Here is a 19,605-nt window from a genome sequence, read left to right as displayed (position 1 = left end):
CGCGACCTAGTAACTTTGCTTCAGGCCATTGCGGGCGCCGAAAACCTGGACAAGCCGGGTATAGGTCTCTCCTGTGGGCTGGTTTTTTTCCACTTCCTGGCAATCCACATACTTCCGTTCACTGCCAGACTTGTCCGCGATTCGGGTTTTTCCATTGAGCGTCTTGGTAAGAATGCAGACCCGGATGGAGACAACACGCTGCCAGCCCGTCATGGTGACACCATTGATGCTGGCATTCGACAGGCCATTGACCTGTGCAGCCGTATAGAAGCGGTCCGGGGAAAGCGTCTGCTCCGACGAATACACGCCATAGGTGAATTGCAGGTCCTCGATGCCCGCCAGCAGCGGCTGATAGGCGGTGCTGTCAGCGGTGCCATGCGGACTTTTGCCATTGCCGCTGCAAACCAGGCTCTTGGTGTTCACTTCGGTCTGTCCCACGTATACAGTGCCTGCGCTGAGCGCATAGCGGTTGGAGCCGAACAGGGGCAGGCGTGGAGGCTTTCCATCAGCGATGGTCACGCCCTCGGCGTCCTTGTTGCGCTCGCTGTTGCTGGGGTCGGAAGCCACGTCCCGACCCGTGCAATCGAAACGCGAACCCGTTGCACCTCCCATCGAATCGCTGGTGAAGTAGTTGATCACGAGGGTATCAGGGTCATTGGCGGTCTCCGTCCCGCAGAGGCTGGTGGCAACGTCAAGCTTTGAACCATCGCAGCCATAGATCCCGGTCTGAAAGGCGGTGGGAGGCCAGCCGCTGGCCGGATCCGCCCAATCGGTAGACACCCGCGAAGCAGCAGGGATGGGCGGATAGGTGTCATACATACCGGTCTGGCTTACATCCACCGGGATGGGCAACGCTGGCGCCGGATAAAAGCCGGCATTCATGATTGCGCGCCCCATCATCTGCATGGCAAATGCCCCCGTCTCGGTGCTGACAGTACTGCGGTCCTGGGCGCGCTGGGAATCCACTGATGCCATGTACACAAAAACGGCGGCAAGAATGATGACCATGCTGATGGCCAGTGCCACCATCAGCTCCACAAGAGTCATGCCACGCTGTGGCTGGATGTGCGTTTTCATAGCTCAGGGCACGAAAGAAAAACGGGAGCAGCGCACCCCTTCGACCGCCTTGGCCTCTGCCGGACAACAGGTCTGCCGAGCCATGCCGCTCTGGTCGGCATTGCAGGTGGGTGCCTTCTGCAATGTGGCATCCGAGCTGCCGTCGGTGAACTCCTTGTCGAACCACATGAGGGTCACGGCAATACCGTCACGCTTGTTGCCCGAAAGCATGGCGGATCCCTGCGGCATGCTTTCGCGAACTTTCTGACGCCAACTCAGTAGATCAAAGGTGGCACGTTCACTGGAACTGCAGGCCGCGGAATTGCAATTCTTGGTCACGGTAAAGTTGCTGTTCTTTTGCTGCGTGGCCCAGTCCGCGGTAATCGTGTACAGAGAGGTCGTGCTACTGCCCTCCTGCATGAAGCTCGGGCCTGCGGCATCGGCGTTGATGCGAATGCGTTCGGACAGATCGAACACAAGACCGGTCCCTGCTGTGCGGGACATGGTGGTGATTCGGTACTTCGTCGTGGCAGCCTGCAGCCCCGCCAAGCCCAGCAAGCCAATAGACAGAATGATCAGCGCGACCATCATCTCGATCAGAGTCACGCCTTCATCGGTGCGGCGCGTCATTGAATGAGCAAATTTCATTCTTGGCCCTCAGCAGGACTTGTTGCCCGGGATGCTCCTGGAACGCCCCTGGGCATCTATGCAGATATTGGAGCCGTATCTCTTGGTGTAGGCACTGTCTTTGTCCTGATAGAACAAGCCAAACTGGGAAGAGCTCGGCAAGGACGGAGAGCCGGATGAGTTGAACATGATGGTTCTGAGCGGCTTAGTGCCTGCGGCAGAAAGAAGTACGTCGCTGCCGTTGGCCACCCGCGCGAAGATCAAATCACCATCCACAGCAGGCTTGGTAGCAGAGGCATCGCAACTGGTATTCAAAAAGGCAATCCAGCCGACCTGCCAGTCACTGCCCGTAGTCGTGCAGACAGGTGCCGCATCGCCCGCCTTGCTGCTCATGCACATGGTGACGCAGGTGTTGCGGCTTACAGATTCATTCCTGGCCCGAAGGATGCTCCCCGAGAACTCTCCACCCACGCCGTTCATCTTGCTTTTGACGATGTAGTCGCCAATGGACGGTGCTGCCAGCATCGCCAGCACAGCGGCAATGCTTAGCGTCACCATCAACTCGATCAAGGTGAAGCCTTTTGCCTGCGTTGGCGGCGGTAACAGAAGCTTGCAAAAAGACATATTTTGATTATTACTTTCCACTTCGCAGCGCAGCGGACCGTTCAGCGGGCACAGGCCACCGCCTGTCTTGGCGCCAGACTGGTCTGGCAGGCTTGACGCGTTTTCGGCCACATCTGCTACAGATGGAACATGCAAAAATCCACAGGCGCCGTCCCCTTACAGACTATTCCCTAGCCTTCATCACCATGAGCGACTCGTCCTTACCCTTGAACCGGTTGCGCAAGTCGCTCATGGGCATGGCATTGCTTGCACTTCTGGCATCCACAGGATGCGCGGGGCTGCCGAACGACGTGGAAAGACCCGTGACCCATGCGCTGGTCGCGCCCCCTCAGTCAACGCCTTTAGGCCGCTTGCTGGAGCTGCAACGTGCCGAAACGGGCGCAAAACAGTCCACCTCCGCCTTCACCCTCCTGTCCGGCGCCCAGGCCGCCTACGGCGCACGGCTGGCCCTGGTCGAGGGAGCGCAGCAGACGCTGGACCTGCAGTACTACGCCATCCATGCCGACGAGAGCACGCAGCGCCTGCTGCGCGGCGTGGTGGAGGCGGCGCGGCGTGGCGTGCGGGTGCGGGTGTTGCTGGACGACTTCCACAGCACGGGTGCGAATGCGCAGGTCATGCGGCTGGCCTTTGTGCCGGGCATAGAGATGCGCATGTTCAACCCGCTGGCGGGCGCACGCAGTTCCGTGCTGGGGCGGGCCTATACGCTGTTGACGGATTTCCAGCGGGCGCAGCAGCGCATGCACAACAAGCTCTTCATTGCCGACAACGCCATGGGCGTGATCGGGGGGCGCAATCTGGGCGATGCGTATTTCGACGCGGACAGCGCCAGCAATTTCGTGGACCTCGACGTGCTGGCTGCGGGGCCGGTGGTCAGCGATCTGTCACGCAGCTTCGACAGCTATTGGAACAACCCGCGCGCCTATCCGGTTCAGTCGCTCATCAGTCTCAAGGAGCTCAAGCAGCTGCGCGAGCGCTTTGCCGATGATGGCGATCAGGCGCAGGACGAGGACCCTACGCCTGCCGTTGCCGCCAAAGAGGCAAAGACGGCTGAGCAGGCCGCCGAACACAGCCGCATCATCTGGGACCAGCAGCCCATGGATTTGCGCAAGGCGCCATGGACCTGGGCCTCGGCCGCTGTGCTGGTGGACCAGCCGGCCAAGATCCCGCTGGACAGGGATGACAGCCCGAGCACCAGTGCGGACGCGTCTGCGCCAGCCACACCCGCCCCGAACAGCCCGCAGGCCAAGCCTGCTGGCACGCTGCCCATGGGCCAGCCAACTCCGGCCTTGCGCCAGGCGGCGCGCCCAGTGCTGGAGGCCGATTCGGTAGTGGACGGCCTGCTGGCCCTGGTCCGCAAGACGCGGCGCGATCTGCTGGTGGTCTCGCCCTATTTCGTGCCCGGTCCGGACATGATGGAGGCGTTTCGCGGCGCGCGGCAACGCGGGGTGCGCGTGCGCATCCTGACCAATTCACTGGCCTCCAATGACGCGCCCCTGGCCCATGCCGGCTATGCACGCCACCGCAAGGCGTTGCTGGAGATGGGCGTTGAACTCTATGAGATGCGCAGCACGGCGGCCAGTGTCCGCTCTGCGTTTGGCTCGGGCAGCAGTGGCGGTGGCGGTCCTTCAGGCGCCACGGGTGCCTCGCGCGCCATGCTGCATTCCAAGCTGCTGGTGGTGGATGGTCACTTGGTGGCAGTCGGCTCGATGAATCTGGACCTGCGCTCGCAACTGCAGAACACCGAGATCGCCCTGCTCATCGCCAGCCGCGAGTTCGGCAGGCTGGCCACGCAAAGTATTGACGAGGGCCTGCAGGACGGCAGCTGGCGCGTGGAGATCGACAAGGATGGAGGACTGGTCTGGCGGGCCTCGGAAGACAGCGACCGCGCCGACGAGCACAGCGAGCCCGATGCCAGCTGGGGCCTGCGCCTGATGCTCAAGCTCCTGGGCCCGCTGGCGCCGGACCACCTGCTGTAGGCGGACGACAGCGCTACAACCCCGCCCACTCCTGGCGCCGAGCCAGCGCCTGGACCCAGAGGGTGATCTCGCGCTGATCGGTCTGGGTGCGCACCTCCTGATAGGCCTGCTCGGCCTCGGGAAAGCGGCGGCGCAGCAGGTTCAGCCATTGCTTGAGACGGCCTGCGCGCTGGCGCGGCTCCAAGTCCTCGCAGACCATGTCCCAGAAGCGCTGAACCTGGGGCACGAGGTCGCTCCAGCACACCTCGGCGGCCGGGGTCTGCTCACCTTCAACGGCGGCGCGAATGGCCAGCGCCAGGCCCGGGTCGGCAACGATTCCCCGCCCCAGCATCAGGTCGCTGCAACCCGATTGCTCGCGGCAGCGCAGCGCCTCCTGCACCGTCCATATCTCGCCGTTGGCCACCACGGGCACGGTCACGGATTCGCGGATGCGCGGGATCATCTCCCAGTAGGCGGGCGGGCGGTAGCCATCGAGCTTGGTGCGGGCATGAACGACGATTTCGCAGGCACCGCCGGCCTGCATGGCCTGGGCGCATTCGGTCATCAGGGCAGTATCGTTGAAACCCAGCCGCATCTTGGCCGACACGGGCATGGCCGCTGGCACGGCGGCACGCACGGCGCCCACCACGCGCGCAATCTGTTCCGGGTCCTGCAGCAGCGCAGCGCCGCCGCCGTGGCGGTTGACCACCTTGGCCGGGCAGCCGAAGTTCAGGTCGATGCCCTCCGGCCCCAGGCGCGCCAGATTGGCCGCGTTGGCCGCCATGCTGTCCGGGTCCGATCCCAGCAACTGGGCCCGCACGGGCACCCCCGCCAGCGTCCGGCTGCCATTGTTCAATTCCGGCATGGTGCGCAGGAATACCTTGTCGGGCAGCAGCGTCCCCGTGACGCGGATGAACTCAGAGACGCAGCGGTCCGCACCGCCCACGCGCGTGAGCACATCGCGCAGCACGAAATCAAGCAAGCCCTCCATGGGCGCCAGCAACAGTCTCATCAGCTGTGTTCCGGGGCCTGCAGCCCCGTCTTCCTGTTACAGATCAAACAATATTCCTGCGGCCCGTACTGGCCGCCTGCCCCTTCGAATCGCCCCTCATCAAGGCGGCGGCAGGCGATTGTGCCCTTGCCGCAGCAAGTTGCACCGGACCAGTTGTCATGGCTTTTTCACGCCACGGTCATTCATGTAACGTGCAATCGGGGCTTGTCGGACTCCCCTGCCCCAACCATGCTGCTGCAAAAAACCGCCAAGGCCCTTGAAGAGCTGCAGCCCGGCCGGCGCAGCCTGCCGCTGCGCGAGCGCTCGGTGCTGCTGATGGCCGATGGCCGCACCGAGGAGCAGCTGCAGCAGGTGCTGGGTGCCCAGGCCAGGGAGCTGGTACAGCAGCTGATAGACAGCGGCCATCTTCAGCGCCTGGCCGGCAATGCCATCGAAACATCGCCCCAGCCGCAGCCCCCCGCGATGGCGCCAGCCGCTGCCAGGCAACCCGCTTCACCAGGCCCTGCCGCCACGCTGAATCTGGCCGGCACACGCATGTATCTGTTCGACCTGTGCGAGCGCATGTTCGCCAACCGCCATGAGGACAAGGCCCAGGTGCTGCGCCATCTGCTGCGCGAAGCGCGCGACCTGGCGGCCCTGCAGGCCGCCGCCTTGCAGCTGCTGCAGACCGTGCAGGAGCATGCCGGCAACGAGCGCGCGGATGCGCTGCGCGAGCGGCTGCAGCATCTGCTGCCCCAGGAGGCAAGCGAGTCAATGGCAGCGCAAGGCGCCTGACCGGGATGAAAGCGTGGGTGCCGGCGATCAGCGAGGCGCCAGGCGCCACAGCGAGGTGACTTCGGCAGCGCGTGCGGCGTGCAGAGGATCGGCAGCGTCCGCTGCCTTCCCATGGCGTGGGCGGATGTCCTCTCGGCCCAGGACCTGCAGGCCAGCGGCCTCGATCCACTCCAGCAATTGCTCGCGCGAGCGCAGTTGCAGATGCTCGGCCAGATCCGACAGGATCAGCCAGCCTTCGCCGCCCGGCAGCAGATGCGCTGCAAGGCCTTGCACAAAGCCGCGCAGCATGCGGCTGCCTTCGTCGTAGACGGCCTGCTCCAGCAGGGAGCTGGCCTTGCCCGGCAACCACGGTGGATTGCAGACCACCAGGGCGGCCCGGCCTTCGGGGAACAGGTCTGCCTTGCGCAGGCTCACGCGCTGCGCCAATCCCAGTCGCTGCAGGTTGTCCTGCGCACAGGCCAGGGCCCGGTCGCTCAGGTCGGTGGCCACCACCTGCCGCACGCCACGGTGCAGCAAGAGAGCGGAAAGCACACCCGTGCCCGTGCCGATATCCCAGACCGCGGCATCGGCCTGCTGGGCTGCGGCCGGCAGGGGCGCCTGCGCCACCAGATCCAGGTACTCGCCGCGCACCGGGGAGAACACGCCGTAGTGCGGATGAATGCTGAACTCCGGCATGCCCGGCACAGCCAGGGCCACGCCCTTCTTGCGCCACTCATGCGCGCCCAGCGCGCCCAGCAGTTCACGCAAGGGAACGATGACGCTGCGCGCACCCTGATCGGCGGGAATGTCGCCCCAGGCCTCGCGGCAGGCCTCGCTCCAGTCCGGGGCGCGGCGCAGGGCGCAATGCCAGCTGGCATCGAGCTCGATCATCACGCTGGACAGAATGCGTGCCCGCTGCGCCAGCGCCTGGCGGTGCAGGTGGAAGGCATGGGGAAAGACAGGCTTGGCGTCTTGCTTGCCGGCCCGCCGATGGCGAGCCTTGGCGGACGTCTCACGTGCAGGCTTGTCCAGGCGGCGGCCCAGCGCCGACAGCAATTGCCTGGCATTCTGGAAATCGCCGCGCCACAGCATCGCCTGGCCTTCGCAGGCCAGGCGGTAGGCGCTGTCGGCAGACAGGCTGTCGTCGGCGATGACGATGCGGCGCGGTGCGGTCATGGTGCTGTCCGCGCGCCACAGCGCTGCCTGCGTGGCCTCGTTCTCCTGCCATTGCAGCAGGGACCAGTTCTGGGAAGAGGACAAGGCCTGCTGCTCCGTGAGTGATTTAGGGGGAAAGCGGGTCGGAGACCCGATCAGTTCAGTGCGCGCTTGAGCCGCACTTCCTCGATCTTGAGACCGCCCACCTGGGCCGTCTTGGCGGTGGACATTTCGCGCTTGAAGCCGGCGAGCTCGTGAAAGCGCAGCGCGCGTTCATTGCGCAGCGGCACCCACGACGTGACATTGGTGCAGCCTTCTTCAAGCAGGCCGTCGCGTGCGGCGTCCCACAGGGCCACGCCCACACCCTGATTCCAGTGGGTAGGTGCAGCATAGATGGCCCAGATTTCACCGGTGGTCTGGCGCGACTTCTCATCGCGCGAGCGGTCGAAGCCGACGAAGCCGACGATCTTGTCGCCATCGATGGCGACCTGAACCTGGGGCTCGCAAAATTCAATGGCTTCGCGCCAATAGGCCTGGCGTTTTTCTACCGACGACATGCTCTTGAGCTGGTCATCGGGAACCAGACCTCGGTAAGCCTCCATGGCGGAAGCAGTATGGATCTGGGCAATCGCTTTTGCATCGCGGAGAGTGGCTGGACGAACCTGGATACTAGACATGGAAAAACCGAAACGAAAACAGGTGAAAATAGAAGGGCGTGATTTTCACCGGAATCGCGCTTTTTGCGTGCATCGAGCCCCTTAGCCATGCACGCAAGTACGGCTGTGCTCGTTTTCTTGCCCTCGGCTATCGGATGTGCTATGTGCTCTTCAAAAAAGAGCAGCTAGTGCATGCAACACAAGGCTCGCCAAGGAATCAGTTGACAATTCCTCACGATGCAGGCATGCCCGGCAGCACGCCCGATCGAGCCCTTGCTCACAGCCAGCGGCGCATCAGTTCCATGATGCGATCGAACTTCGCACCATAGGGCGGATACAGCATGGCGGCCCCTGACCAGCGCGACTGCACGAACACCGCCTTCTGATGGCTCAGCCGCGCAAAGCCCTGCTCCGAATGATAGGCACCCCAACCGCTGTCGCCCACGCCACCGAAGGGCAGGTTCTCGTGCGCGAAGTGCAGCAGGGTGTCATTGACCGTCACCCCTCCGCTGATGGTGCGTGACAGCACCGCATCACGCACCTTCTCGTCGCGGCCGAACCAGTACAGCGCCAGCGGCCTGGGCCCGGCATTGATGGCCGAGACCACATCGTCCAGCCTGTCGTAGCTGATCACGGGCAGGATGGGGCCGAAGATCTCCTCCTGCATGAGCTGCATCTGGCTGGTGGCATTGAAGACCAGGGCCGGTGCCATCTGGCGCTCCACGGCATCACCCCAGGCCATGTCCGCCCCCTCCTGGCTGGCGCCGCCGTCCTCCATCCATTCGACATGGGCGCCCATGCCCTGGGCCTGGCGCAGCATCTGCCGCAGGCGGGCCAGGTGGCGCTTGGTGAGGATGGCGGCATAGTCCGGGTTGCCGGCAAAGCGCGGGAACAGCCGCTGCGCGGCGGCGCGAAAGGCCTCGGCGAATTCGGCCTCCTGTCCACGCGGCAGCAGCACGTAGTCGGGGGCAATGCAGGTCTGGCCTGCGTTGACGAGCTTGCCATGTGCGATCTTGAGCGCCGCCTCCTTCAGGTCGCAGTCGGTGGAGACGATGCAGGGCGACTTGCCGCCCAGCTCCAGCGTGGTCGGCGTCAGGTGCGCTGCGGCCGCCTGGGCCACGCGCCGGCCCACGGCCGTCGATCCGGTGAACAGCAAGTGGTCGAAGTGCAGGCCCGAGAACTGCGTGGCCACGCTCACATCGCCTTCGATCACGGCGAACTCCTCGGGCGCAAAGAACTGCCCCACCAGCGCGGCCAGTTGCGCCGACGTGTGCGGCGTGAGTTCGCTGGGCTTGAGCATGACGCGGTTGCCCGCTGCCAGGGCCGTGATGGCAGGCCCCAGCGCCAGCTGCACCGGATAGTTCCACGGAGAGATCACCCCCACCACGCCCAGCGGCTGGCGCTCTATCCACCCACGGCCCGGCATGAGCATCAGCGGCGTGCGCACCCGCTGGCGCCCCGACCAGCGCGCCAGATGGCGCAGCGTGTGCTTGAGCAGGTTGCGCAGCACGAACAGCTCCACCATCTCGGTCAACCGTGGCGAGCGCATGCCGAAGTCGGCCTGCACTGCGGCAGCCAGCACGGGGCCGTGCTCGTCCAGCAGCTTTTGCATGCGCAGCAGCCTCTCGCGGCGCACCAGCAGCGGCACGTCCACCTGCGCCCGGCTGGCCTGGTACTGAAGTTCGAAGACGCGATGAAGATCCATCTGGGTCATAGGGCTCAATGGTAAGAAGACGCGGCAGACGCTCTCGTGCTGCACAGGCCGCCTGCGGGTTGGCTGGATACGACGGCAAGCAGCCAGAACGGCTCGGAGAAAAAAAAGGGAGCCTTGCACGGGCTCCCGAGGGTTACAGACTATACGGGCCGATATGCGCGGCCTGGGCGCGAAGATGCGCAGGCCGCGTAAAGGCTGCAGCAAGACGCTTCAGGGCTCGCGCACTTCACGGGGCTGAACGTCGGTCACCTCGCCCGCTCCCGGCAGCACGCCTGCGCCTGCACCTGCGCGACGGCCACCGCCTTCAGCCGCGCCGTAGGCGCGCTGCGGGCGCTGGGCCATCCACTCGGAGCCGGAGCGGTAGACGGTCTGCCAGCCAGCCCGCGGGCTCATGCGCATGGCCCAGGGCATGACCGGCTGGCCGGTGAGCCTGGCCCACAGCGCCCGCACGGCCCAGACCAGGGCCAGCAGCGCTGCCGCGGTGAGCAGGCTGACAAAGAAGACCAGGCCCACAAGCATCAGCAGGATGCGAACGGCCCAGCGGGTCAGGGTGGCGACGAAATCGTTCAAAGCAAAGCCTTTCTTGGCTGGCCCGGTGCGTCAGGCGGAGTCTGCCGCATCGAACCGGAATACGCCCGGTTCCTGTACCGGGTCCACATGCACCGCAATCGTGCTCTTGGGCGGGAAGCGCCCTTCAAGCAGCAGTTTCGACAACGGATTCTCGATCCGCTGCTGTATCGCGCGCTTGAGCGGCCGGGCCCCGAAAACGGGATCGAAGCCCACCTTGGCCAGTTCGGCCAGTGCCTGGTCGGACACCTGCAGCGCAAGGTCCATTTTCTCCAAACGCCGCTCCAGCAGCTTGAGCTGAATCCTTGCGATCGACTCGATATTCTTCGCGTCGAGCGCGTGGAACACCACGGTCTCGTCGATGCGGTTGAGGAATTCGGGTCGGAAATGGTTCTTGAGTTCCCCCCAGACCGCGTCTTTCACATCATCGTAATCCTCGCCGACCATGGCCTGGATCAGCAAAGAGCCTATGTTGCTCGTCATCACGATGACCGTATTCTTGAAGTCCACGGTGCGGCCCTGGCCGTCGGTCAGCCGGCCGTCGTCCAGTACCTGCAGCAGCACGTTGAAGACGTCGGGATGGGCCTTCTCCACCTCGTCGAGCAGCAGCACGCTGTAGGGCTTGCGGCGAACGGCCTCGGTCAGGTAGCCGCCTTCCTCGTAGCCCACGTAGCCGGGCGGCGCGCCGATCAGGCGGGCCACGGAATGCTTTTCCATGAACTCGCTCATGTCGATGCGCACCAGATGGTCTTCGCTGTCGAACAGGAAGCCGGCCAGCGCCTTGCACAGTTCCGTCTTGCCCACGCCCGTGGGGCCCAGGAACAGGAAGGAACCGGTGGGCCGGTTGGGATCGGACAGGCCCGAGCGCGAACGGCGGATGGCGTTGGCCACGGCCGAGATGGCCTCGTCCTGGCCGACGACGCGGTCATGCAGCCGGTCTTCCATGCGCAGCAGCTTGTCCTTCTCGCCCTGCATCATCTTGGCCACGGGAATGCCCGTGGCACGGCTGACCACCTCGGCAATCTCCTCGGCGCCCACATGGGTGCGCAGCAATCTGTGGGCGGGCGCACCGCCCTGCCCTTGCTCGCTGGCCTGGGCTTCATTGAGCTGCTTTTCCAGCGAGGGCAGCTTGCCGTACTGCAGCTCGGCCACCTTGTTGAAGTCGCCCTTGCGCTTGAGCTCGTCGATCTGGATGCGGATCTGGTCGATCTCCTTGCGGATCTGCTCGGAGCCCTGGGCGCTGGCCTTCTCGCTCTTCCACACGTCTTCGAGGTCGGCGTACTCGCGCTCCAGGCTGCCGAGTTCTTCCTCGATCAGTTGCAGGCGCTTTTGCGAGGCCTCGTCCTTTTCCTTCTTCATGGCCTCGCGCTCGATCTTGAGCTGGATCATGCGGCGCTCGAGCTTGTCCATGACCTCGGGCTTGGAGTCGATCTCGATCTTGATCTTGGCCGCAGCCTCGTCGATCAGGTCGATGGCCTTGTCGGGCAGGAAGCGGTCGGTGATGTAGCGGTGGCTCAGCTCGGCCGCGGCCACAATGGCCGGGTCGGTGATGTCCACGCCGTGGTGGGCCTCGTAGCGCACCTGCAGGCCGCGCAGGATGGCGATGGTGTCCTCGACCGAGGGCTCCTCGACCAGCACCTTCTGGAAGCGCCGCTCCAGCGCCGCATCCTTTTCGATGTACTTGCGGTATTCATCGAGCGTGGTCGCGCCGATGCAGTGCAGCTCGCCGCGCGCCAGCGCAGGCTTGAGCATGTTGCCCGCGTCCATGGCGCCATCGGCCTTGCCGGCGCCGACCATGGTGTGGATCTCGTCGATGAACAGGATGATGCGCCCCTCTTCCTGGGCCACTTCCTTGAGCACGGACTTCAGGCGTTCCTCGAAGTCGCCGCGGTACTTGGCGCCGGCCAGCAGGCCCGCCATGTCCAGCGACAGCACGCGCTTGTTCTTGAGGCTTTCGGGCACCTCGCCGGCCACGATGCGCTGGGCCAGGCCCTCGACGATGGCGGTCTTGCCCACGCCGGGCTCGCCGATGAGCACGGGGTTGTTCTTGCTGCGGCGCTGCAGCACCTGGATGGAGCGGCGGATTTCGTCGTCGCGGCCGATCACCGGATCGAGCTTGCCGATGCGCGCGCGCTCGGTCAGGTCCATGGTGTATTTCTTGAGGGCCTCGCGCTGGCCTTCGCCTTCGGCGCTGTCCATGGTCTGGCCGCCGCGCACGGCGTTGATGGCCGACTCCAGGCTGGAGCGCGTCACGCCGCTTTCCTTGAGCAGTTGGCCCGCACGCGTGGAGGCGCCGCTGCTATCGGTCAGCGCCAGCAGGAACAGCTCGCTGGCAATGAACTGGTCGCCGCGCTTGAGGGCTTCCTTCTCGATCACCTGCAGCAGGCGGCCCAGCTCGGAGCCGACCTGCACCTGGTCCTGATGCTGCACGCGCGGCAGGTCTGCCAGGGCCTTCTCGGCCGCGGCCTGCAGCTGGCCCACGTTGGCGCCGGCGCGCTGCAAGAGCGAGCGCGGACCATCGTCCTGGCGCAGCAGCGCCACGAGCAGGTGCAGGGGTTCGATATTGGATTGGTCACCGCCCAGGGCCAGCGTTTGCGCGTCGGCCAGGGCTTCCTGGAACTTGGTTGTCAGTTTGTCGATTCGCATGGTGTTTCTTTTCGCTCCTGAAACAGGGTCATTGCGATTTATCTGATACCGGCAGGGCAAATTTCAAGCCATGCCCGGCCCGCAAGGACAGACGCTTGCGCCAGATCAAGGCCGACGAGGCCGGCGAGGCCGGCCATCCTTCTCAAGCATTGCGCTGAAAGATCGAGAACTGCGTAGGCGTAACGCCCAAATGCGCCCGGAAGCTGCGCACCAGGTGGCTGGCGCTGGAAAAACCGCAATCCAGCGCCAGCTCGGCCAGCGGCGGCACGTTGCGCGCAGCCAGGGCGCGCCGTGCCCGGGCCAGGCGCTGCTGCAGCACCCATTCGTGCACCGTGCAGCCCATGCTCTGGCGGAACATGCGCGCGAAATGGAATTCGGAAAGACAGGCCTGCCTCGCCAGCGCCGGCAGCGACACGGCCTTGGAGTCATGCAGATGCGCCTCGATATGGGCCAGCACCCTGCGCCGCACGGCCGCAGAGAGCCCGCCCAGCGGCCGCTGCAGCGCCTGCACCTGGCGCGGCGTGGCGGACTGCAGCACCAGCCGGTCCACCAGTTGCTGGCCAATGGCATCGGCCGCCAGTTGCTGCTGCGGGTCCTGCCAGTCCAGTTGCATCAGCGCACGGGCACCGGCGTGGAAGGCCTGATCGTCCCCGTAGATCTGCGCACGCAAGGTGCGCGAGCGGGGCTCGGCATCCAGCATGCGGACCACGCGCCCCGCCCAGGCCAGGTCGGACACATACAGGTGCAGGAACTGCACGGGCGATCGCACCAGCCAGTGCGATTCGTCCTCTGGCGTGAAGATGCAGATGCGCCCCGGCGCCCCCATGGCCTCGGGCCGCGCCTTGAGTTGCGAGCCCTCGCCGCCGGCCAGGTAGACCGACAAGGTGTGGTGGCCTGGCTGGCAGTAGCGCACCTCGTCGTCCACATTGGCCCAGACGGCCAGCTCCACCCCCTCGCTCAGGCGCACGCGCCGCTGCAGCCTGGCCTTGGAGCGTGACAGCACCTGGCACAGGTGGCTGGATGGCAGCTCGGGCAGCGGCGTGGGCGTCATGGCAGCGATTGTGGTCCCGCCGCCATACCGACGCATGGCGCCAGGCCATCAAACCGCAGGAATCTGCCATGCCCGCCCAGCCTGCGGCGCCATCATCACCGGCCATGACTGCCACCCTCTATGCCCTGGTCGTGCTGATCTGGGGTTCGACCTGGATCGCCCTGAAGCTGCAGCTGGGCGCCGTGCCCGTGGAGCTGTCCATTGCCTACCGCTTTGCGCTGGCCGCCGTGCTGATGTTCGCCTGGCTGGCCTGGTCGCGCCAGCTGCGCGTGCCCCGCGGCCCGGCGCTGCCGCGCGTGCTGGCCCAGGGCCTGTGCCTGTTCAGCTTCAACTTCGTGTGCTTCATGCATGCCAGCGAGACGCTGGCCAGCGGCCTGGCCGCCGTGGTGTTCTCCAGCGCCAATCTCTGGAACGCGCTGCTGGCGCGCATCATCCACGGCCGCGGGCTGGCGCCCCATGTGCTGGCCGGCAGCCTCTTCGGCCTTGCAGGCCTGGTGGCGCTGTTCTGGCCCGAGCTGCGAGAAGGCCGGCATGCCAGCCTGCCCGGCCTGGGCTGGGCCGTGCTGGGCACGCTGTGCTTTTCCTGCGGGAACATGCTGTCGGCCTCGCTGCAGTCCATGGGCTGGCGGCCGGCCCAGACCAATGCCTGGGGCATGCTGGCCGGCACGCTGCTGCTGACAGGCTATGCGCTGGTGGCAGGCCTGCCCTGGCGCTTCGATGCCAGCTGGACCTATGTGGGCTCCTGGCTGTACCTGGCCATTCCGGGCTCGGTGATCGCGTTCACGGCCTACCTGACCCTGGTCGGGCGCCTGGGCCCCGAGAAGGCGGCCTATGCGACGGTGCTGTTCCCCATCGTTGCGCTCAGTATCTCGGCCCTTTTCGAAGGCTATGTGTGGACGCCGCTGGCCGTGGGTGGCCTGCTGCTGGTGATGTTCGGCAACCTGCTGGTGTTCCGGCCGCCGCAATGGTTGCGGGGTGCCGCACTGCGCAGGGCCTGAAGCGTCAGCTCACTGGCGCCAGCGCGCCAGCGCCTCTTCGTCGCTGACGCGCGCATCCACCCAGCGCGCGCCCTCGGGCGTCTGTTCCTTTTTCCAGAAAGGCGCCAGCGACTTGAGGTAGTCCATGATGTATTCGCAGGCCTGGAAAGCCATGCCCCGGTGCGATGCGGTGACGGCCACGAGCACGATCTGGTCCATGGGCTGCAGCGGGCCGATGCGGTGGATGACGCGCGCGCCATGGATGCCGAAGCGCTGCACGGCCTCGTCGATGATGGCCTCGATGGATTTCTCGGTCATGCCCGGGTAGTGCTCCAGCTCCATGCTGGCCACGGCGGCGCCCTCGTTGCGGTCACGCACCGTGCCTATGAAGCTGCAGACTGCGCCCACGCGGGCGTCGCCGGAGCGCAGGGCGGCGAGTTCGGCCGATACGTCGAAATCCTCGGTCTGGATGGATACACGGGCTGCTTGCATGCCCGCATTGTCGCAGGCCGGTGGCGCGCCAGAAGGCGATGAACGCGGTAGCATTGCCCTCCCCTGCCCCCAGCGCTTTTTTGCTGCGGCGGGCCACGCATGGCCACACTCACGATCACCACCCCCGAATACACGCTCTATCCCTCGCCGCGCAACGAGCAGCGCGTGGTCTACGAGCACCAGCTGTTCGTGCCCCATCCCTACACCATCATCCACCTGCCCGACTACGGCTTTCGCGGCAAGGCCACGCTGTTTGCAGCCCACCGGCTGGGCGACGGCAAGATGGGCCAGCTGGTGAGCTGCGAGCTGGCCGAAGACATCGCACGCTTCGAACGCCTGTTCGAACCCGATTGAGGCGCGCCATGGACGACACCAGCCAGATACAGCCGCCGCCGAGCTTTGCCGCCCTGTATGCCGACCGGCACGGCCGGCTCAAGGCATCGATTGCAGACGTGGTCGGACGTTATGAACTGTGCGAGGACCTGGCCAGCCACCTGGTCGAGCAGGCACAGACGCTTTACCACTCGGGCAATTCCTCGGAGCAAGGCGTGCTGCTGGGCATGCACGCCGGCCTGGCTGCCGAAGGCTCCATCGTCAGCCCCGGCGAGGCACGCTGGATCGTGCAGCGCCTGGCCGAGCTGCTGGAGTGGCAGGCACCGCTGCTGCCCGATGCATCAACCCCTCCCGGCGCCGAAGGCGCAGCCTGAAGGTCACCACCGAGGCGCTCAGGCGCGCTACACTGCGCGCCATGCCTGCCATCTTTGCCTTCCCCACATGCCACGGTGATGCCGTGCGCCTGTGCCTGGGCAAAGCCTGCAAACCCCAGCTCGTCTGACCGGAGCTGAGGTTCCGTCCAGATGAGCGACGGAACCGGCCCGGCAGCCTCCATCTCCCCTTCCCACATCCCTTCAGGCGCCTGCCTTTCCGCCCTCGGTCTGGCCGGTGGCTGCGTCCGGTCGTTCATTGTTTGAATCACCCGAAGGGATCTTCCATGTCTTTGCCTTCCACCACCTCGCCACAAGCCCGATTCCAGGGGCTGTGGCTTCCGCTGGTCACGCCCTTTCTTCCTGGAGATAAGGCGGCGGTGGACCACGGGGCGCTGCGCGCCCTGGTGCAGCACTACAACGCCAGCGGCATCGCCGGCTACGTGGCCTGCGGCTCGACCGCCGAGGCCGCCGCGCTGAGCGAAGCGGAGCACGATGCCGCCCTGTCCACCATCCTCTCAGCGGCCCAGGGCATGCCCGTGGTCATGGGCGTTTCGGACTGCCACCTGGGGCATGCGCTGGCCCGCGTTCAGGCACTGAACGCCCTGCCGCTGGCCGGCATTCTGGTGCCCGCGCCGCATTACATACGCCCGTCGCAGGCAGGTCTGCTGCAGTGGTTCACGGCGATTGCCGAGCGCAGCGCCCATCCGGTCATCGTCTACGACATTCCCTACCGCACCGGCGTGGTGCTGGAGCTGGCCACGCTGCGTGCGCTGGCCGCACATGAGCGCATCGTGGCCATCAAGGATTGCGGGGGCGATGCCGCCAAGACCCAGGCACTGATCGCCGATGGGCAACTGCAGGTGCTGGCCGGCGAAGACGCGCAGATCTTTTCCACGCTGGCCCTGGGCGGCGCGGGAGCGATTGCTGCCAGCGCGCACGCGCATACAGGGCACTTCGTCGAGCTGATGCAATGCCTGGAGCGCGGCGACCTGCCCGCTGCCCGTGCGCTGTGGCAGCCGCTGCAGCCGCACATCGCCGCCTGCTTTGCCGAGCCCAACCCCGCCCCCATCAAGGCCTTGCTGGCGCAGCAGGGCCGAATGCGGGCAACGCTGCGGGCGCCCATGCAGCCGGCATCGGCCGCGCTGGCGCAGCGGCTGGCCGGGATTCAGCTGCCGCTGCTGCCGTCCGCAGACAGTGTTGCCGAACGCAGGTCGGCATAGCGGTTCAGGATGCGCTGCACCTGACCGTGCGTCCACTCGCCGCCCCGGGCCGCGGCAATGCCGCGGGCATTGAGTTCGGCGGCCATGGCGCGGTGCGTCAGGCCGCGCGCCTGCAGTTCGGCGAACAGCGCCTCATGCTGCTGGGCAAAGGCATCGGCCGTGGATTTGCGCTTTTCCACGGTGGCGCGCAGGTTGTCTGCGCCTGCGCGGCCCAGTTGCACGCCGCGCGCCTTGGCTTCGGACAAGGCCTTGCGCGTGCGCGCGCTGATGGCCTGGTCCACGGGCTTGTCGGTGGTCATTTGGGTCAACCTCCGGTCACGGGAGGGAAGAAAGCCACCTCGTCCCCCTGGCGAATGGCGGCACCGGCATCGCACAGGACCTGGTTCAGCGCCATGCGCACGGCCTTGCCAGGGGCCAGCGCTTCGGCGGCTGCACCGCCACGCGCAATCAGTTTCTCACGCAGCGCGCCCACGGTGGCGGCCTCGGTGGACAGGGTTTCGCTGCCCGTGCCCAGGGCTTCGCGGATGGAGGCGAAATAGCGCACGGTGATGGTGATGGCGGTGGGGACGGCCTGGCTCATGACAGCAGCTCCGAAAAGGCGATGAAGCGCACCCGGTCGCCCGGCGCTATGGCTTGGCCTGGCGGGTTGTCCACCACGCCATCTCCCCAGGCTGCCGAGGTCAGCACGCCCGAACTCTGGTTGCGGAACAGCTCCAGGCCACCGCCCTCGTTGTAGCGCACGCGCAGGAATTCGCGGCGCTTGTCCCCGCGAGGCCAATGGAAGTCGGCGCGCACCTCGACCGAGCGCGGCAGCGCCTGCTGCACGCCCTGCAGGCGCAGCACGAAGGGGCGCACCAGCAAAAGGAAGGTGACGAAGCTGGAGACCGGGTTGCCGGGCAGGCCGATGAAGTGGGCAAAGCCTTCGCCCTCGCGGTTCACGCGGCCATAGGCGAAGGGCTTGCCGGGCTTGACGGCGATCTGCCAGAGGTCGAGCTGGCCCAGCGCCTGCACGGCGGGCTTGACATGGTCTTCCTCGCCGACCGACACCCCGCCGCTGGTCAGGATCAGGTCATGCGCGCGGGCCGCCTCGCGCAAAGCATCCACAGTGGCCTCGCGCCGGTCGGGGACGATGCCGAAGTCGGTGACCTCGCAGCCCATGCGCTGCAGCAGGGCGCGAAGGAAGAATCGGTTGCTGTTGTAGATGCTGCCGGGCGGCATCTGCTCGGGCGCGACCGTGCCCGGCATGACCAGCTCGTCGCCCGTGGAGAACAGGGCCACGCGCGGCTTGCGTGCCACGCGCAAAGAGGCCAGGCCGATGCTGGCGGCCAGTCCCAGCTCGGCCGGCGACAGGCGCGTGCCGGCCGCGATGACGGTGGCGCCGCGCCGGATGTCCTCGCCCGAGCGGCGTATCCATTGCCCGGCCTCGGGCCGCGCCTTGATGCGCACGCGACCGTCTTCCAGAACTTCGCAGTCTTCCTGCATGACGATGGCATCGGCACCTTCGGGCACCGGAGCCCCCGTGAAGATGCGCGCCACCGTGCCCACGGCCAGCGGCTGGCCCACGGCGCCTGCGGGGATGCGCTGCGAGACGGGCAGCTCGGCATTGCCCTGCGTGCATTCGGCGCTGCGCACGGCGTAGCCGTCCATGGCGCTGTTGTCCTGGGGCGGCACCTGCAGCGGCGAGACGGCGTCGACCCGCAGCACGCGGCCATCGGCGTCAAAGCAGTCCACGGTGTCATCGCCAGCCAGCGGCAGTGCCTGGGCCAGCAGTTCGGCCAGCGCTTCATCGAGGGGCTTGAGCGGGGCTCGCATGGTTTTTCTCCTAGTCTTGGCCGCTGTCAGGTGCACGGTAGCGCAGGCGCTCCCCCTGATCCAGCAGCCATTGCAGTATCTGCGCTGGCGCGTTGAGGTCCAGCACGGGCTGGCGCGGCGGCTCGGGCAGGCGGGCCGGCGCATCGGTTGCCACGGCCAGCACATGGGGATCGTGCGGGAACAAAGGCGCCTGGGTCTTGCCGGCGCTGGTGCGCTCGGGCTGCTCGCGCCAGATTTCTATCTTGGGCAGGTCGGCGTGCTTGAAACCCTCTACCAGCACCCAGTCCACGAGGGGGTCCAGCTCGGCCAGCATGTCGTGCACCGACAGCTCCGTGGGCCGGGGGAATTCGCGCATCAGCGCCAGACGGCGATCGGAAGCCAGCACCACCTCATAGGCACCCGCCTTGCGGTGGCGCCAGCTGTCCTTGCCCTCGTGATCGACATCGAAATGGTGGTGGGCATGCTTGACCACCGAAACGCTGAGCCCCTGCGCACGCATCAGCGTGATCAGGGGCTCCACCAGGCTGGTCTTGCCCGAGCCGGAGTAGCCGGCAAAGCCGATGACCTTCATCGCCATGCAC

21 protein-coding genes are annotated in these 19,605 nt (G+C 66.1%); 6 read left to right on the top strand and 15 right to left on the bottom strand.

What is annotated here, in order from left to right; all coding sequences use genetic code 11:
- Positions 1-6 precede the first annotated feature (6 nt).
- From AC5I49_RS21605 to AC5I49_RS21595, 3 genes are read right to left on the bottom strand one after another with little or no spacing between them, the layout of a single operon-like run.
- Positions 7-1,077: a PilW family protein gene (locus AC5I49_RS21605; protein ID WP_495789869.1), complete on the bottom strand. Its 1,071-nt coding sequence runs from the start codon at positions 1,075-1,077 to the stop codon at positions 7-9.
- Positions 1,078-1,080: 3 nt separating this feature from the next.
- On the bottom strand, positions 1,081-1,686 hold the full coding sequence (gene pilV, locus AC5I49_RS21600) for a type IV pilus modification protein PilV (protein ID WP_167368397.1): 606 nt from the start codon (positions 1,684-1,686) through the stop codon (positions 1,081-1,083).
- A 27-nt stretch (positions 1,687-1,713) separates the two neighbouring features.
- A complete protein-coding gene (locus tag AC5I49_RS21595; RefSeq protein WP_392449986.1) occupies positions 1,714-2,418 on the bottom strand; it encodes a GspH/FimT family pseudopilin in 705 nt (234 codons plus the stop codon).
- A 119-nt stretch (positions 2,419-2,537) separates the two neighbouring features.
- On the opposite strand from AC5I49_RS21595, the gene AC5I49_RS21590 reads away from it, so the two are divergent.
- Entirely contained in the window at positions 2,538-4,283 is a 1,746-nt protein-coding gene (locus tag AC5I49_RS21590) for a phospholipase D family protein (protein WP_495789897.1), read from the top strand.
- Between the two features lie 13 nt (positions 4,284-4,296).
- Here AC5I49_RS21590 and AC5I49_RS21585 read toward each other — a convergent pair whose 3' ends face one another.
- Complete coding sequence (locus tag AC5I49_RS21585) at positions 4,297-5,274, bottom strand: tRNA dihydrouridine synthase (protein ID WP_016447731.1); 978 nt, start codon at positions 5,272-5,274, stop codon at positions 4,297-4,299.
- A 228-nt stretch (positions 5,275-5,502) separates the two neighbouring features.
- Here AC5I49_RS21585 and AC5I49_RS21580 point away from each other — a divergent pair, with 228 nt between their 5' ends.
- Positions 5,503-6,048 (top strand): hypothetical protein, encoded by a 546-nt coding sequence (locus AC5I49_RS21580; protein ID WP_016447732.1) that lies wholly within the window; start codon positions 5,503-5,505, stop codon positions 6,046-6,048.
- 27 nt (positions 6,049-6,075) lie between these two features.
- On the opposite strand, the gene AC5I49_RS21575 is transcribed toward AC5I49_RS21580, so the two are convergent.
- The 6 genes from AC5I49_RS21575 to AC5I49_RS21550 all read right to left on the bottom strand — a co-directional run bounded on the left by AC5I49_RS21575 (position 6,076) and on the right by AC5I49_RS21550 (position 13,816).
- Complete coding sequence (locus tag AC5I49_RS21575) at positions 6,076-7,287, bottom strand: N5-glutamine methyltransferase family protein (protein WP_016447733.1); 1,212 nt, start codon at positions 7,285-7,287, stop codon at positions 6,076-6,078.
- A gap of 50 nt (positions 7,288-7,337) precedes the next feature.
- Positions 7,338-7,859, bottom strand: coding sequence for a GNAT family N-acetyltransferase (locus tag AC5I49_RS21570; RefSeq protein WP_026062042.1), 522 nt, complete (start codon positions 7,857-7,859; stop codon positions 7,338-7,340).
- 256 nt (positions 7,860-8,115) lie between these two features.
- Positions 8,116-9,552: an aldehyde dehydrogenase family protein gene (locus AC5I49_RS21565; RefSeq protein ID WP_016447735.1), complete on the bottom strand. Its 1,437-nt coding sequence runs from the start codon at positions 9,550-9,552 to the stop codon at positions 8,116-8,118.
- Positions 9,553-9,762: 210 nt separating this feature from the next.
- On the bottom strand, positions 9,763-10,122 hold the full coding sequence (locus AC5I49_RS21560) for a hypothetical protein (RefSeq protein WP_016447736.1): 360 nt from the start codon (positions 10,120-10,122) through the stop codon (positions 9,763-9,765).
- 30 nt (positions 10,123-10,152) lie between these two features.
- Entirely contained in the window at positions 10,153-12,765 is a 2,613-nt protein-coding gene (clpB, locus tag AC5I49_RS21555) for an ATP-dependent chaperone ClpB (protein WP_495789868.1), read from the bottom strand.
- 142 nt (positions 12,766-12,907) lie between these two features.
- The gene (locus AC5I49_RS21550; protein WP_047326629.1) at positions 12,908-13,816 is read right to left on the bottom strand and encodes an AraC family transcriptional regulator; all 909 of its coding nucleotides are present in this window, start codon (positions 13,814-13,816) and stop codon (positions 12,908-12,910) included.
- A gap of 104 nt (positions 13,817-13,920) precedes the next feature.
- Here AC5I49_RS21550 and AC5I49_RS21545 point away from each other — a divergent pair, with 104 nt between their 5' ends.
- A complete protein-coding gene (locus AC5I49_RS21545; protein ID WP_252651897.1) occupies positions 13,921-14,814 on the top strand; it encodes a DMT family transporter in 894 nt (297 codons plus the stop codon).
- A 9-nt stretch (positions 14,815-14,823) separates the two neighbouring features.
- On the opposite strand, the gene moaE is transcribed toward AC5I49_RS21545, so the two are convergent.
- A complete protein-coding gene (gene moaE, locus AC5I49_RS21540; RefSeq protein ID WP_016447740.1) occupies positions 14,824-15,285 on the bottom strand; it encodes a molybdopterin synthase catalytic subunit MoaE in 462 nt (153 codons plus the stop codon).
- Between the two features lie 99 nt (positions 15,286-15,384).
- Here moaE and AC5I49_RS21535 point away from each other — a divergent pair, with 99 nt between their 5' ends.
- The 3 genes from AC5I49_RS21535 to dapA all read left to right on the top strand — a co-directional run bounded on the left by AC5I49_RS21535 (position 15,385) and on the right by dapA (position 17,212).
- Positions 15,385-15,639, top strand: a complete 255-nt coding sequence (locus tag AC5I49_RS21535; RefSeq protein ID WP_016447741.1) for a hypothetical protein — start codon at positions 15,385-15,387, stop codon at positions 15,637-15,639.
- Positions 15,640-15,647: 8 nt separating this feature from the next.
- Entirely contained in the window at positions 15,648-15,992 is a 345-nt protein-coding gene (locus AC5I49_RS21530; RefSeq protein ID WP_252651898.1) for a hypothetical protein, read from the top strand.
- Between the two features lie 284 nt (positions 15,993-16,276).
- The gene (dapA, locus tag AC5I49_RS21525; RefSeq protein WP_495789867.1) at positions 16,277-17,212 is read left to right on the top strand and encodes a 4-hydroxy-tetrahydrodipicolinate synthase; all 936 of its coding nucleotides are present in this window, start codon (positions 16,277-16,279) and stop codon (positions 17,210-17,212) included.
- Here dapA and AC5I49_RS21520 read toward each other — a convergent pair.
- The 4 genes from AC5I49_RS21520 to mobB are packed head-to-tail and all read right to left on the bottom strand — an operon-like array spanning position 17,158 to position 19,595.
- Positions 17,158-17,511 (bottom strand): recombinase family protein, encoded by a 354-nt coding sequence (locus tag AC5I49_RS21520; protein WP_017404077.1) that lies wholly within the window; start codon positions 17,509-17,511, stop codon positions 17,158-17,160. The two genes, dapA and AC5I49_RS21520, sit on opposite strands and share 55 nt — an antisense overlap.
- A 5-nt stretch (positions 17,512-17,516) precedes the next feature.
- Positions 17,517-17,792, bottom strand: coding sequence for a molybdopterin converting factor subunit 1 (moaD, locus tag AC5I49_RS21515; protein ID WP_495789866.1), 276 nt, complete (start codon positions 17,790-17,792; stop codon positions 17,517-17,519).
- Positions 17,789-19,024 (bottom strand): molybdopterin molybdotransferase MoeA, encoded by a 1,236-nt coding sequence (locus tag AC5I49_RS21510; RefSeq protein ID WP_495789865.1) that lies wholly within the window; start codon positions 19,022-19,024, stop codon positions 17,789-17,791. The genes moaD and AC5I49_RS21510 overlap by 4 nt, the downstream gene beginning before the upstream one ends.
- Positions 19,025-19,034: 10 nt before the next feature.
- Complete coding sequence (mobB, locus tag AC5I49_RS21505; protein WP_016447747.1) at positions 19,035-19,595, bottom strand: molybdopterin-guanine dinucleotide biosynthesis protein B; 561 nt, start codon at positions 19,593-19,595, stop codon at positions 19,035-19,037.
- Between the last annotated feature and the right edge of the window lie 10 nt (positions 19,596-19,605).

The sequence above is a fragment of the Delftia sp. genome (assembly GCF_059499305.1).
The sequence above is the reverse complement of the archived record's forward strand: the minus strand, read 5'-3'. Positions and strand labels throughout refer to the sequence as shown.

Bases quoted from the DNA above. Each gene is read 5' to 3' on its own strand.
- pilV (WP_167368397.1), bottom strand. From the start codon at position 1,686: ATGACGCGCCGCACCGATGAAGGCGTGACTCTGATCGAGATGATGGTC.
- clpB (WP_495789868.1), bottom strand. From the start codon at position 12,765: ATGCGAATCGACAAACTGACAACCAAGTTCCAGGAAGCCCTGGCCGAC.
- AC5I49_RS21585 (WP_016447731.1), bottom strand. From the start codon at position 5,274: ATGAGACTGTTGCTGGCGCCCATGGAGGGCTTGCTTGATTTCGTGCTG.
- AC5I49_RS21570 (WP_026062042.1), bottom strand. From the start codon at position 7,859: ATGTCTAGTATCCAGGTTCGTCCAGCCACTCTCCGCGATGCAAAAGCG.
- AC5I49_RS21605 (WP_495789869.1), bottom strand. From the start codon at position 1,077: ATGAAAACGCACATCCAGCCACAGCGTGGCATGACTCTTGTGGAGCTG.
- AC5I49_RS21590 (WP_495789897.1), top strand. From the start codon at position 2,538: ATGGGCATGGCATTGCTTGCACTTCTGGCATCCACAGGATGCGCGGGG.
- moaE (WP_016447740.1), bottom strand. From the start codon at position 15,285: ATGCAAGCAGCCCGTGTATCCATCCAGACCGAGGATTTCGACGTATCG.
- AC5I49_RS21580 (WP_016447732.1), top strand. From the start codon at position 5,503: ATGCTGCTGCAAAAAACCGCCAAGGCCCTTGAAGAGCTGCAGCCCGGC.
- AC5I49_RS21565 (WP_016447735.1), bottom strand. From the start codon at position 9,552: ATGACCCAGATGGATCTTCATCGCGTCTTCGAACTTCAGTACCAGGCC.
- AC5I49_RS21510 (WP_495789865.1), bottom strand. From the start codon at position 19,024: ATGCGAGCCCCGCTCAAGCCCCTCGATGAAGCGCTGGCCGAACTGCTG.
- AC5I49_RS21520 (WP_017404077.1), bottom strand. From the start codon at position 17,511: ATGACCACCGACAAGCCCGTGGACCAGGCCATCAGCGCGCGCACGCGC.
- mobB (WP_016447747.1), bottom strand. From the start codon at position 19,595: ATGAAGGTCATCGGCTTTGCCGGCTACTCCGGCTCGGGCAAGACCAGC.
- AC5I49_RS21530 (WP_252651898.1), top strand. From the start codon at position 15,648: ATGGACGACACCAGCCAGATACAGCCGCCGCCGAGCTTTGCCGCCCTG.
- moaD (WP_495789866.1), bottom strand. From the start codon at position 17,792: ATGAGCCAGGCCGTCCCCACCGCCATCACCATCACCGTGCGCTATTTC.
- AC5I49_RS21535 (WP_016447741.1), top strand. From the start codon at position 15,385: ATGGCCACACTCACGATCACCACCCCCGAATACACGCTCTATCCCTCG.
- AC5I49_RS21550 (WP_047326629.1), bottom strand. From the start codon at position 13,816: ATGACGCCCACGCCGCTGCCCGAGCTGCCATCCAGCCACCTGTGCCAG.
- AC5I49_RS21545 (WP_252651897.1), top strand. From the start codon at position 13,921: ATGACTGCCACCCTCTATGCCCTGGTCGTGCTGATCTGGGGTTCGACC.
- dapA (WP_495789867.1), top strand. From the start codon at position 16,277: ATGTCTTTGCCTTCCACCACCTCGCCACAAGCCCGATTCCAGGGGCTG.